This is a genomic window from Streptomyces sp. NBC_01235 (assembly GCF_035989285.1).
Classification (GTDB): Bacteria; Actinomycetota; Actinomycetes; order Streptomycetales; family Streptomycetaceae; genus Streptomyces.
Genome location: NZ_CP108513.1, coordinates 10,358,594 through 10,371,220, shown reverse-complemented (window position 1 = coordinate 10,371,220; position 12,627 = coordinate 10,358,594). Strand labels below are relative to the sequence as shown.

The 12,627-nt window shown below is 70.4% G+C and carries 10 protein-coding genes; 6 read left to right on the top strand and 4 right to left on the bottom strand.

Annotated elements, in window-relative coordinates; genetic code table 11:
* Positions 1-38: 38 nt before the first annotated feature.
* Positions 39-215 (bottom strand): hypothetical protein, encoded by a 177-nt coding sequence (locus tag OG289_RS46485; protein ID WP_327320052.1) that lies wholly within the window; start codon positions 213-215, stop codon positions 39-41.
* A gap of 182 nt (positions 216-397) precedes the next feature.
* Between OG289_RS46485 and OG289_RS46480 the strand changes: the two genes are divergently transcribed.
* The gene (locus tag OG289_RS46480) at positions 398-1,051 is read left to right on the top strand and encodes a lysophospholipid acyltransferase family protein (protein ID WP_327320051.1); all 654 of its coding nucleotides are present in this window, start codon (positions 398-400) and stop codon (positions 1,049-1,051) included.
* Between the two features lie 426 nt (positions 1,052-1,477).
* Here OG289_RS46480 and OG289_RS46475 read toward each other — a convergent pair whose 3' ends face one another.
* Positions 1,478-2,470: a LacI family DNA-binding transcriptional regulator gene (locus OG289_RS46475; RefSeq protein WP_442819133.1), complete on the bottom strand. Its 993-nt coding sequence runs from the start codon at positions 2,468-2,470 to the stop codon at positions 1,478-1,480.
* A 292-nt stretch (positions 2,471-2,762) separates the two neighbouring features.
* Here OG289_RS46475 and OG289_RS46470 point away from each other — a divergent pair, with 292 nt between their 5' ends.
* The 5 genes from OG289_RS46470 to OG289_RS46450 all read left to right on the top strand — a co-directional run bounded on the left by OG289_RS46470 (position 2,763) and on the right by OG289_RS46450 (position 10,330).
* Positions 2,763-3,689, top strand: a complete 927-nt coding sequence (locus OG289_RS46470; RefSeq protein ID WP_327320049.1) for a carbohydrate ABC transporter permease — start codon at positions 2,763-2,765, stop codon at positions 3,687-3,689.
* 4 nt (positions 3,690-3,693) lie between these two features.
* Complete coding sequence (locus OG289_RS46465; protein ID WP_327320048.1) at positions 3,694-4,617, top strand: carbohydrate ABC transporter permease; 924 nt, start codon at positions 3,694-3,696, stop codon at positions 4,615-4,617.
* Positions 4,618-4,709: 92 nt separating this feature from the next.
* Positions 4,710-6,047, top strand: a complete 1,338-nt coding sequence (locus OG289_RS46460) for an ABC transporter substrate-binding protein (protein ID WP_327320047.1) — start codon at positions 4,710-4,712, stop codon at positions 6,045-6,047.
* 88 nt (positions 6,048-6,135) lie between these two features.
* Complete coding sequence (locus tag OG289_RS46455; RefSeq protein WP_327320046.1) at positions 6,136-8,181, top strand: beta-galactosidase; 2,046 nt, start codon at positions 6,136-6,138, stop codon at positions 8,179-8,181.
* 121 nt (positions 8,182-8,302) lie between these two features.
* Complete coding sequence (locus OG289_RS46450; protein WP_327320045.1) at positions 8,303-10,330, top strand: glycoside hydrolase; 2,028 nt, start codon at positions 8,303-8,305, stop codon at positions 10,328-10,330.
* A 7-nt stretch (positions 10,331-10,337) separates the two neighbouring features.
* On the opposite strand, the gene OG289_RS46445 is transcribed toward OG289_RS46450, so the two are convergent.
* Positions 10,338-11,249 carry an STM4011 family radical SAM protein gene (locus OG289_RS46445; RefSeq protein ID WP_327320044.1) on the bottom strand — a complete coding sequence of 304 codons (912 nt, stop codon included), beginning with the start codon at positions 11,247-11,249 and terminating at the stop codon, positions 10,338-10,340.
* 11 nt (positions 11,250-11,260) lie between these two features.
* Entirely contained in the window at positions 11,261-12,625 is a 1,365-nt protein-coding gene (locus OG289_RS46440; protein WP_327320043.1) for an STM4012 family radical SAM protein, read from the bottom strand.
* Positions 12,626-12,627 lie beyond the last annotated feature (2 nt).

Sequence of the window (12,627 nt, the reverse complement as noted above, 5' to 3'; positions counted from 1 at the left end):
GCTGTCCGCGAGTACGGGCCGGTTCTTCGCGGTTGCGCTCAGCGTCGGCGGCCCCGCACCGACCAGCCACTGCCGATGCCCGCGACGTGGAGGGCGAGCACCGCCAGGCCGAGAAGCATGAGGTTGGTGGAGGTGAAGGTGTCGTTGGTCGAGATCTCTGCCGCGTTGATCAGGAAGGCGATGAAGAACAGCACCGCCGAGATGATGGCGAGCACGGGTACGTCCCTTCGGGGTGTCGGTTCGTTCGGTGTCGTCGTTCTGCGGATGCCCCCGACCGGGCGCCGAACACCACGGAACCGGCCCGGCGCCGGCCGGGATCTGAGTAGCCGTACTCAGGCACGGGTCGTCCCCGCCGCACGACACTGGGGCCCCGACCGCCCTTACCGGAGGCTCCTTCGTGTTCAGCCGTGCCGTCATCGCCCTGACGCCGTTCTTCGGGCGGCTCACCGTCACCAGTGAGATCAAGCTGCGCCTGCCCGCGGGAACCATCTTCGTGGCGAACCACGACTCCATGGCCGACCCCGCCGTCGTCATGACCGCGCTGCGGCGGTTCGAGCTGGAGCCGGTGGTCATGGCGACCGCGGGGCTGTGGCGCGTCCCGCTGCTCGGCAGGGCGCTGTCCCGCGAAGGGCACATACCGGTCCGCCGTCGGACGGCACACGCGGCGCTGGCCCTCGACGCCGCCGCCGAGGCGCTGGCCGGCGGCCGGCACGTGCTCCTCTACGGCGAGGGCGGGCTGCCGCGCCGCAGGGACGCGGCCGCCACCGCGCCGGAGCCGTTCCGCACCGGCCTCGCCCGCCTGGCGCAGGCGACCGGCGCGCTGGTCGTGCCGGTGGGCCACGCGGGCGCCCGTCGGATCGCGTCGGGGTCGGCCGCGAAGCAACTGGCGGGCACGCTGACGGCCCCTGTCCGACGCCCGCACTGCCATGTCCACCTCGGCGCACCGCTGCGTCTGCCCTCGGAGACGGAGAGAGGCACGAGGGCAGCCCGGCTGGCCGTCACAGCGGCCTGGCGAACGGCGGCCCGCGCCGTGGGCGAAGACCCGAAGTAGCGAAGCTTCCCTGGGGCGGGCGTCTGATGCGCCATCCAAGCGAAGCTTCCCTGGGGCGGGCGTCTGATGCGCCATCCATCGGCGGTCGCGGACGACCTCCCACGCCTCCCGCACCGACGCCCCGCCGGGCGGGTCGGTGCCGCTTCTGTCGCAGCACCAGTGCCGTGAAGGCGGGCTCCTGAAGCGGCGGCCACCGGCACCCCGCAGAGCCGCCGTACGCCCGCCCACACCGACGCCGCGGGAGCCGAAGCGACCCGTCGGACCCGAGCGGCGGCGCCGCTTCGATCACCGCGTCAGCGGTGTGAGCAGGGCTCCGAAGGGGCCAACCGGACCGCGGCGGCAGCGCGCCCACCAGCGCCGGGCAAGCCCTCGAAGCGGCCGCCGGCTCCCCGGGCGACGCCACTGCCGAGCTTCCGCAGCAGACCCCTACCGAACCGCCGGCGGCGGTGCCGTGCTGTCCCGCAGTACCAGCCGTGTCGGCACGAGTGTCGTTCCGTGTTCCGAGCCGTCCGGGCGCATCTTGCGCAGCACGGCCTGGACGCAGAGCCGGCCGACCTCGGCGAAGTCCTGGTGCAGGGTGGTGAGCGGGGGCAGGAAGGAACCCGCCTCGGGGATGTCGTCGAAGCCGATGACGCTGACGTCCTCCGGCACCCGGCGGCCGCTTTCGTGCAGGGCGCGCAGCAGGCCCAGGGCCATCTGGTCGTTGGCCGCGAAGACGGCCGTACACTCCTCGCGGGCCGCGAGGTCGAGGCCGGCCCGGTAGCCGGACTCCGCCGACCAGTCGCCCCTGACGAGGGGCGGCGCGGTGCGGCCCGCATCGGTCAGGGCCGCGCGCCAGGCGTCCGCGCGGCGCTGCGCGGCGAACGAGCCCTCGGGCCCGCCCAGGTGCCAGACGGTCCGGTGGCCGAGGTCGAGGAGGTGCTGGACGGCGGTGCGGGTGCCGCCGGCCTGGTCGGTGTCGACGACGGTGTAGTGGTCGCCGGCGTCGGAGTCCACCACCACGACCTGGACGTGCGGCGGCAGTTTGACGGTGGCCGCGTCCAGCAGGTGCACCTCCATGATGACGATCACCGCGTCGACGGCCAGTTCCTCCAGCCGGGAGAACGCGCCGCGCACCTCGTCGGTGGTGGGGACGGCCACCGGCAGCAGCGTCACCGCGTACCCCTCGGCGGCCGCCGAGGTGGCGATCGCCTCCAGGGTGCGCACATTGCCGGTCGTGGACAGCGTGAACGTGATGACGCCGATGGTGCGGAACTCCCCGCGCTTGAGGGCGCGCGCGGCGCTGTTGGGCCGGTAGCCGAGTTCCTGCATGGCCGCGAGCACCTGCTGTCGGGTCTCCTCGTTCACGCCCGCGTAACCGTTGGAGACCCGCGAGACGGTCTGCGAGGACACCCCGGCGAGCCGCGCGACGTCGGCCATGGAGGCCGTGGCGCGGGGGCGTCTCGGCACCCTCGCCGGTGTTCTTTCAGCCATGTCCACTCGGTGTGCCCACCTCTCTGTCTGATCAGGTGTCACGGTCTGTCCCAGGGGACCCTTGACCATCGTTATCGGGGCAGTGTAGACATGCCGCCATCAGATGTTTACGTAAACATAACAGCTCATCGAGCCCCTTGCGTGGCTGATGTTTACGCAAACATCATGGTGGCGGTGGGGTGTCCGGAGATCTCCGCGCAGCACCGCCGGCTCCAGGACTGGACGAGCGAGGAACGACATGACGACGCTGCAACCGCCGGTGGCCGCCGAGGCGCGGCCGGCACCTCCTCCGGCGAAACGGGACCGCCGCTCCTGGACGGGGTGGGGTTTCATAGGTCCCTTCGTGGCCGTGTTCGCCCTGGTCTTCCTGGCCCCGATCGTGTATTCGATCTACCTGAGCCTCTTCCGCAACCAGCTCATCGGCGGAAACCAGTTCGTCGGACTGGACAACTACACGCGGGCCCTGCAGGACGACGCGTTCTGGTCGGCGGTCGGCCGAGTGGCACTCTTCCTCGTGATCCAGGTACCGATCATGCTGGGCATCGCCCTGCTGGTGGCGCTGGCTCTGGACAGCGGCCGGCTCTACGGCAAGAGCTTCTTCCGGATCACGATCTTCCTGCCGTACGCCGTGCCCGCCGTGGTCGCCACCCTGATGTGGGGCTTCATGTACGGCACCAAGTACGGCCTGGTGGGCGACATCAACTCCGCGTTCGGTGTCTCGCTTCCCGACCTGCTCTCCCCCGGCTGGGTGCTCGCCTCCATCGGCAACATCGTGACCTGGGAGTTCGTCGGGTACAACATGCTGATCTTCTACTCGGCGCTGCGGGTCATCCCGACCTCGCTGTACGAGGCGGCGGAGATCGACGGCGCCGGTCAGTGGCGGATCATCAGCTCGATCAAGCTGCCCGCGATCCGTGGCGCGCTCGTCATCGCGACGATCTTCTCGATCATCGGCAGCTTCCAGCTCTTCAACGAGCCGAGCATCCTGCGTCCGCTGGCGCTGAACTCCATCACCACGGACTACACGCCGAACTTCTACACGTACTCGCTGTCCTTCAACGGCCAGCAGCACAACTACTCCGCGACGGTGGCCATCATCATGGGCGTCATCACGATGATCGTCGCCTACGCCGTCCAGCTGCGCGGCATGCGCAAGGGAGCGTGACCCGATGAGCACCTCTGTCACCGCCTCCCCCGCGAAGAACACCGCCCCGAGGCTACGAACCCCCCGCAAGAAGCACACCCCGGGCAAGCCGAAGCGCAATGTGCTGCTGACGGTGCTGATGGCCCTGATGGCCCTCTACACCGTGGTGCCGCTGATCTGGCTGGTCATCAACGCCACGAAGACCCAGTCGGGCCTGGCCGACTCAGGCGGCCTGTGGTTCGCCCACGACTTCGCCCTGTGGGACAACATCCGGACCACCTTCACCTACCACGACGGCATCTTCGGCCGCTGGCTGCTGAACACCCTGCTGTATGTGGTGCTCGGTGCGGGCGGCGCGACCCTGCTGGCCGTGCTGGGCGGGTACGCCCTGGCGAAGTTCCAGTTCCCCGGCAAGCGTGCGATCTTCGCCGTGGTGATCGGTGCGGTCGCCGTGCCGGCCACGGCGCTGGCGGTGCCGACCTTCCTGATGTTCAGCAAGATGGGACTGACCGACACTCCCTGGGCGGTGATCATCCCGTCCCTCGTGTCGCCGTTCGGTCTCTATCTGATGTGGGTGTTCGCCGCGGAGGCGATCCCGACCGAGCTGCTGGAGGCGGCCCGGATGGACGGGGCGAGCGAGGTGCGGACCTTCTTCCAGGTCGCGCTGCCGCTGCTGGCCCCCGGGATCGTGACCGTGCTGCTGTTCACCACGGTCGCCACCTGGAACAACTACTTCCTCCCGCTGATCATGCTGAAGGACCCGGACTGGTACCCGCTGACGCTGGGTCTGAGCGCCTGGAGCTCCCAGGCACAGACCATCGGTGGCGACGTGATCTTCAACCTGGTGATCACGGGGTCCCTGCTCACCATCCTCCCGCTGATCGCCGCCTTCCTGTTCCTCCAGAAGTACTGGCAGTCCGGCCTCGCCGCCGGAAGTGTCAAGGAGTGACGTGGGCCGCGCCCCCAAGCCCCACATTTGAGCACCACCAGCACCACCCCCACCCTCACCTGTCCCACCCACGAAGAAGTGGAAGCAGCCCCATGCGCAGAACAACGAGCCGCATCCTGCGCGGCATCGCCCTCGTCTCCACCCTCGCCCTGGGCGTCACCGCCTGCGGCGGCTCGGACGACGACTCCGACACGAAGGCCGTCTCCGCCGGAGACGTCCAGGCGGCCCTGGACAAGGGCGGCAACATCACGGTCTGGGCCTGGGAGCCCACCCTGAAGACCGTGGCCGCCGACTTCCAGAAGAAGTACCCGAAGGTCAAGATCAACCTGGTCGGCGAGCGCTCCGGCGACAAGCACTACACCGCGCTGTCCAACGCGATCTCGGCCGGCAAGGGCGTCCCGGACGTCGCCCAGGTCGAGTACTTCGCGCTCGGCCAGTACTCCCTGACCAAGGGCCTGACCGACCTGGCCCCCTACGGCGCCGACAAGCTCGCCTCGAAGTACACGCCGGGCCCGTGGAACGCGGTCAGCGACGGCGACAAGGTCTACGGCCTGCCGATGGACTCGGGCCCGATGGCGCTGTTCTACAACAAGACGGTCTTCGACAAGTACAAGATCGCCGTCCCGACCACCTGGGACGAGTACCTGGACGCGGCCCGCAAGCTCCACAAGGCCGACCCGAAGGCCTACATCGCCAACGACCTCGGTGACCCGGGCTTCACAACCTCCCTGCTGTGGCAGGCCGGTTCGCGCCCCTACAAGGTCGACGGCACCAAGGTCGCCATCAACTTCGACGACGCGGGCGCCAAGAAGTTCGAGACGGTCTGGCAGAAGCTGATCGACGAGAAGCTGCTCGCCCCGGTCAACGGCTGGACCGACGACTGGTACAAGGGCCTGGGCGACGGCACCATCGCCACCCTGGCCACCGGCGCCTGGATGCCCGCCAACTTCACCACCGGCGTCCCGAACGCCAAGGGCCAGTGGCGCGCGGCGGCGATGCCGGCCTGGACCAAGGGCGACAAGGCAAGCGCGGAGAACGGCGGCAGCTCGCTGGCCGTCCCGGCGCTGGCCAAGAACAAGGAACTCGCCTACGCCTTCACCGAGTACGCCAACGCCGGTGACGGTGTCGCCTCCCGGGTCGGCGAGGGTGCCTTCCCCGCCACCAAGGCGGAGCTGGCGTCGGCCGCGTTCCAGAGCAAGAAGTTCGACTACTTCGGTGGCCAGGAGGCGAACAAGATCTTCGCCGAGTCGGCCGCGAACGTGGCGAGCGACTGGTCCTACCTCCCGTTCCAGCCGTACGCCAACTCGATCTTCAACGACACCGTCGGCAAGGCCTACGTCTCCGGCACCAAGCTGGCGGACGGTCTGAAGGCCTGGCAGGACGCCTCGGTCAAGTACGGCGAGGAGCAGGGCTTCACCATCGAGAAGTAGTCGACAAGCAGTCGGTACGCAGTAAAACGCCGGGCGGCGCGGCTCCCGGGCCGCGCCGCCCCCGTGCACCACCTTCGGAAGGACCGCCATGATCTCCACCCTCCAGTCCCGCATGCTGCGCGGGGCGGACGGTGACCCCGCTCCGCGTCTGGCCTACGGCGCCGACTACAACCCCGAGCAGTGGCCCCGGGACGTGTGGGAGGAGGACGTCCGGCTGATGCAGGAGGCCGGCGTCAACGTCGTCTCCGTGGGGATCTTCTCCTGGGCCCGCATCCAGCCGGGCCCGGACACCTGGGACTTCGGCTGGCTCGACGAGGTCATGGACCTGCTGCACGCGGGCGGCATCGGCGTCGACCTGGCCACCGCCACCGCCTCCCCGCCGCCGTGGCTGACCACCGCCCACCCGGAGATCCTGCCGGTCACGGCGAACGGTGAGACGCTCTGGCCGGGAGCCCGCCAGCACTGGCGGCCCACCTCGCCCGTCTTCCGCGAGCACGCCCTGCGGCTGGTCCGGGAGATCGCCGGCCGCTACAAGGACCATCCGGCCCTCGTCGCCTGGCATGTCTCCAACGAGCTGGGCTGCCACAACATCTACGACTACTCGGACGACGCGGCCCGCGCCTTCCGCGTCTGGCTGCGCACCCGCTACGGCGCCCTCGACGCCCTCAACCACGCCTGGGGCACGGCGTTCTGGTCGCAGCGTTACAGCGACTGGGAGCAGATCCTGCCGCCGCGGCTGGCGGCGTCGCACCCGAACCCCACCCAGCAGCTGGACTTCAAGCGGTTCTCCTCGGACGCGCTGAAGGACCACCTCGTCGCGGAGCGCGAGATCCTGCGGGAGATCACGCCCGGGATCCCGGTCACCACCAACTTCATGGTGATGGGCGGCACCAAGGGCATGAACTACCCCGACTGGGCGGGCGAGATCGACTTCGTCTCCAACGACCACTACGTCCACCCCGGCCCGCAGGACCGCGACGAGCTGTCCTTCTCCGCGAACCTGGTCAGCGGCATCGCGAGCGGCCGGCCGTGGTTCCTGATGGAGCACTCCACCAGCGCCGTCAACTGGCAGCCCGTCAACGTGGCGAAGCGGCCCGGCGACCTGGCCCGTGACTCGCTGCTGCACGTGGCGCACGGCGCGGACGCGGTCTGCTTCTTCCAGTGGCGGCAGTCGGCGGCCGGCGCCGAGAAGTACCACTCGGCGATGGTCCCGCACGCCGGTGCGGACAGCGACCTCTTCCGCGCCGTGGCCGATCTCGGAGCCAAGCTCAAGGCCCTTGCACCGGTGGCGGGTTCGGAGCGCGAGTCGGCGCCCGTCGGCATCCTGTACGACTGGGAGTCGTGGTGGGCGAGCGAGCAGGACTCGCACCCCACCTCGCTGCTGGACTACCGGCAGGAGGCGCTCGACTGGTACTCGGCGCTGCTCGCCCTCGGCGTACGCGCCGACCTCGTCACCACCCGCGCCGACCTCTCCCGCCACCAGGTGCTCATCGCGCCCGTGCTGCACGTCGTGCCGGCCGAGCTCGCCAAGGAGCTCACCCGCTACGCCGAGCAGGGCGGCCACCTCGTCACCACGTACTTCTCCGGGGTCGTCGACGAGAACGACCACATCTGGCTCGGCGGTTACCCGGGCGCCCTGCGCGACCTGCTCGGCATCCGCATCGAGGAGTTCGGTCCGCTGCTCGCCGGGGAGAGCGTGGAGCTGGACGACGCCACCTCGGGCAGTCTGTGGACCGACCGGATCAGCGTCACCGACGCCGACACCGAGGTCCTGGCGCACTACCGCACCGGGGTGCACGCCGGACGTCCCGCCGTCACCCGGCGGCCGACGGGCGGCGGTTCGGCCTCGTACGTCTCCACCCGGCTCGGCGTCGACGGGCTGCGCTCGCTGCTGCCGCGACTGCTGGAGCCGGCCGGTGTCAGCAGTGAACTGCCGTCGGATGTACGGGGGTTGGTCGAGCTGACCGTCCGGCGCGGTGCCGAGGGCCGGTTCCTGTTCCTGGTCAACCGGACCGACGACACGGTGCCGGTGCCGGGGATGGACGCAGAGGTGCTGATCGGCACCGGCGGCACGGAGGGCGCCCTCGTCCTCGGGCCGCGGGAGGTCGCCGTACTGCGCCAGTCCACCGTCTGACGTCACCCACCCGCACCCCACGACTCCCCGGCACGACCTGACCCGTGCCGGGGGCCATCCCCTCCCGCCCACGCGGCGGGAGGGGCCCACCACAGCGACCGCACCGCAGTTGGGAGCACAGATGGCACGCCGTACCCGCAGCAGACGGACCCTCGGGGCCGCCGCACTCACCGCGCTGGCCACCGGGGCCGCGCTCCTCAGCGTCCCCGTACAGGCGCACGCCGAGGCCGCCGTCACCGTGACGCCGGACCCGTCGTACAAGCAGCAGAAGTTCGAGGGCTGGGGCACCAGCCTGGTCTGGTTCGCCAACGCCACCGGCGACTATCCCCCGGCAATCCGCGAGAAGCTCGCGGGGCTGCTCTTCGGCGACGACGGCCTCGCGCTGAACATCGCCCGCTACAACATCGGTGGCGGCAACGCCCCGGACGTGAAGGACTACCTGCGGGCCGGCGGCGCGGTCGAGGGCTGGTGGAAGGCGCCCGCGGGCACCACCCGCGAGGACACCGACTGGTGGAGCGCGGACGACCCGGCCGACTGGAACAAGGACGCCGACGCCACCCAGCGGTGGTGGGTGGAGCGCATCAAGAACGACATCGACCACTGGGAGACGTTCAGCAACTCCCCGCCGTGGTTCATGACCAACAGCGGCTATGTCTCCGGCGGGTTCAACGCCAACACCGACCAGTTGAAGACCGACTCGGTCGACGACTTCGCCGCCTATCTGGCGGGTGCGACGAAGCGGCTGGAGAAGGCGGAGGGCATCAAGGTCGACACGATCGACCCGTTCAACGAGCCCAACACCGGCTACTGGGGCACCCGGCTCGACGCGAACGGGCAGCCCGTCGGCGGCCGGCAGGAGGGCGCCCACATCGGGCCCGAGCTCCAGCAGAAGGTGCTCGCCGAGCTCCCGGCCGCGCTGAAGAAGGCGAAGGTCAAGGCGGACATCTCGGCGATGGACGAAACCAACCCGTCCATCTTCGCGACGAACTGGAACTCCTACTCGCAGGCGTCCAAGGACGCCGTCGGCCAGATGAACGTCCACACCTACGGCACCGGGCAGCGCACCACCGTGCGCGACCTCGCCAAGGCGGCCGACAAGCCGCTGTGGATGAGCGAGGTCGAGGGCGACTGGGGCGACGGGCAGAGCTTCACGGACATGCGTCCGGGCCTCGGGCTCGCCCAGCAGATGGTGAACGACCTGCGCGAACTGGAGCCCACCGCCTGGGTGTTCTGGCAGCCGGTCGAGGACTACGACAACATGAAGCCGGGCGGCGAGTCCGCCAAGGGCGGCAACTGGGGTTCCATCCAGCTCCCGTTCAGCTGCACCAGGACGGACACCCTGCAGTCCTGTCCGATCTACACGAACACCAAGTTCGACACGGCACGCAACTTCACGCACTTCATCAAGCCCGGCGACAAGCTGATCAAGGTGGACGACACCTCCAGCGCCGCCGCCGTGACCAAGGACGGCAAGGGCGCCTCGCTCGTCCACGTCAACTCCACCACCGCGGCCCGTACGGTCACCATCGACCTGTCCAAGTTCCGCACGATCAAGGGCAACGCGACGGTCACGCCGACCGTGACCAGCGCCGACGGCAAGCTCCAGCAGCAGGCGCCGGTCAAGGTCGTCGACGGCAAGGCCACCTACACCGTCCCCGCCCAGTCCGTGACCTCCTTCGCCGTCAAGGGCGTCTCGGGTGTCGCGAAGAACGCGGGTCTGTTCAGCAAGGGTCACTCGTACACGCTGACCGGCGTGCAGAGCGGCAAGGCGGTGACCGTCGGGGCCAACGGCACGAACCTGGTCATCGGCTCGGCCAACGGCACTGTCGCGCAGCAGTGGCAACTGGACGCCCGGTACGGCAGGACCGGCAACCGCCAGCACTACGTCTTCGCCAACCCGGCCGAGGGCAAGCGCCTCGCCGTCCGCGACAACGTGCCGGTGGTGGAGCCCGACACCGGTGAGCGGGACCCCGCCACCGAGTGGATCATGTCGTCCACCGGTGACGGGACGTGGACCCTGGTCAACGTGGCCACCGGGCGCCTCCTCGAAGTCGGCGGCCAGGCGACCAACGAGGGTGCCGCCGTCACCACGTGGCTGGCCAACTCCGGTTCCAACCAGCGCTGGAGGGTCACGGACGTGACTCCGTAGCCTTTGGTCACCTGGCCTCCGCCCGCATCGCGATCGTCGTGATGCGGGCGGAGTGCTGTACGGGGGCGGGGGCGGTTGCCGGAACTCGCTCCAGCACGCCGCCCGCGAAGACGTCGTACAGCGGGAGCGTCTCGAGGTGGACGTAGCCGATGTGGCAGTCGCAGACGGCGAGCGGGCAGGGGCGCGGGCGCAGGGCGGCCCGGTACGAGCCGTCGTAGAGGTTGCCCAGTTCGGCGCGGACGAAGTGACAGCGGCGGACCGTGCCCTCGCCGTCGACCGAGATCACGGACTCGCCGGTGCGGCAGGGCAGCCCGGCGCTGCGGTGCGGGTGGCGGCTGTACGGGAAGAGCGGGTCGAGGGCGGTCCAGTCGTCGGCCTCGGCGTCCGCGTAGGTGTGGCCCTCGGCGGCGTTGATCCACAGGTAGACGTGCTCGGGCAGGTCCGTGCGCAGGCGGCGGGCCGCCTCGATGTGCTCGGGCAGGCCGACGACGCCGACGCTGAAGCGGATCCCGCGGTCCGCCAGGTCGCGGCACTTGGCGAGGAAGCGGTCGTAGGGGGTCTGGCCCGGGTGGTACGTGCACCACAGGGCCAGGGTGTCGGCGTCGGCCTCGGCCTCGGCGAGCCAGTCGGTGCGGCAGCTGAGGTTGGTCTGGATGGCGACCCGGCGGATGTGCGGGATGCGGGAGAGGTCGGCGAGGGTGCGCCGGTACCAGGAGCGGACCAGGCCCTCGCCCCACGGGGTGAACAGCAACGACAGCCGGTCGTCGGTCTGGGCGGCGGCCCATGCGGCGAACCGTTCCAGGGCGGCGCGGTCGGCACGCAGTCGGTCGGTCGAGTCGCGTCGCTTGGCGAACGGGCAGTAGGGGCAGTCGTAGTCGCAGGAGGCGAGCGGGCCGCGGTAGAGGAGGGTCAGGTCCATGGTGGGCCGCCTCACTTCCGCTCGTAGGCGGCCATGGCGGCGCGGACGGCCGGGGAGAACAGCTCGGGGCCGATGGCGTCGGAGTGGGCGAGGCCTTCGGGCGTGAGCCGAAGGGTCGTCGGGTCGGCGTCGGTCAGCCAGCCCCGGTCGGCGAAGTGTTCGAGTTCGGGGCCGAAGTCGTCGGCGGGTGCGCTGCCGAAGCGGGCACGGTAGTCGTCGAGGTCCAGGCCCTTGGCCTGGAGGAGCGACTGCAGGAGGTGACGGCGGCGCGCCTCGTGGGCGTTCATGGGGTGGCCGACCTCGGCGTGGGCGAAGTCGGCGGAGTCACTGGAGACGTAGTCGTCGATGATCCCCCGGATCTGGTGCATGTCGACGGCGTAGTCGAAGGAGTAGTGCAGGCCGGCCGTGTAGGAGCGGGCGCCGCAGCCGAGGCCGATCATGCCGTCGGTCTGGCAGGCGTGGTCGTCGGCGCCCTGGGGCGGGGCGTCGGTGCGGCGGAACATGCGCATGGACTGCTGGGTGTAGCCGTGTGCGAGGAGGTGGTCGCGGCCCGCGCGGTACAGGCGCAGCCGTTGCTCGTCCCAGGCGGGATCGGGGCCTGCGTGGTGGCCCGGGTCGGGGCTGCGGCGGTCCAGGCCGGTCAGGGGGCGGACGTAGAGGGGGTAGAGGTACAGCTCCTCGGGCCGCCAGGCCAGGGCCGCGTCCAGGGAGTGCAGCCAGCTCTGCTCGGTCTGGCCGTCGATGCCGTAGATGAGGTCGATGTTGAGGACCGGGATGCGGGCCTCGCGGACGCGGGCGAGCGCCGCTTCGACGTCGGCGCGGCGCTGCGGGCGTACGGCGGCCCGGGCCTCGGAGTCGACGAAGCTCTGTACTCCCAGGCTCAGCCGGGTGGCGCCTCGGCCGGCCAGGACGGCGAGGCGGTCGGCAGTGGCCGTGGCGGGCGAGGCCTCGACCGACAGCGGGACCGCGCCGAGGTCGGCGCCCATACGGTGCTCGGCGATGTCGCAGAGGCGGTCCAGCTCGGCGGCGGTGAGGAAGGTGGGGGTGCCGCCGCCGAAGGCCGCCGTCGCGAACCGCACGTCGTCCGTCTCCCCCAGCGCCTCCCGCACGGCGGTCGCCTGCCGTTCCAGGGCGTCCAGGTAGGCGCCGGTCAGGCCGTCGGGGGCGCCGATGCGGGTGAAGAGGTTGCAGAAGCCGCAGCGGACCTCGCAGAACGGTATGTGCAGGTAGAGGGAGAGGGCGTCCTTGGGTTCGGCCGCCCAGAGCTCGGTGAGGAGCGGGCGTTCGGGGAGCCGACGGTAGGCGGTCTTGTGGGGGTAGGCGTAGACGTAGTGCTGGTAGGGGCTGGTGCGGGTGGTCGGCTCGGCGGTGGTCATCG

Coding starts and splice junctions, on each gene's coding strand:
- OG289_RS46475 (WP_442819133.1), bottom strand. CDS start 2,470: ATGGCCGACGTCGCGCGGCTCGCCGGGGTGTCCTCGCAGACCGTCTCG.
- OG289_RS46470 (WP_327320049.1), top strand. CDS start 2,763: ATGACGACGCTGCAACCGCCGGTGGCCGCCGAGGCGCGGCCGGCACCT.
- OG289_RS46465 (WP_327320048.1), top strand. CDS start 3,694: ATGAGCACCTCTGTCACCGCCTCCCCCGCGAAGAACACCGCCCCGAGG.
- OG289_RS46460 (WP_327320047.1), top strand. CDS start 4,710: ATGCGCAGAACAACGAGCCGCATCCTGCGCGGCATCGCCCTCGTCTCC.
- OG289_RS46455 (WP_327320046.1), top strand. CDS start 6,136: ATGATCTCCACCCTCCAGTCCCGCATGCTGCGCGGGGCGGACGGTGAC.
- OG289_RS46450 (WP_327320045.1), top strand. CDS start 8,303: ATGGCACGCCGTACCCGCAGCAGACGGACCCTCGGGGCCGCCGCACTC.
- OG289_RS46445 (WP_327320044.1), bottom strand. CDS start 11,249: ATGGACCTGACCCTCCTCTACCGCGGCCCGCTCGCCTCCTGCGACTAC.
- OG289_RS46440 (WP_327320043.1), bottom strand. CDS start 12,625: ATGACCACCGCCGAGCCGACCACCCGCACCAGCCCCTACCAGCACTAC.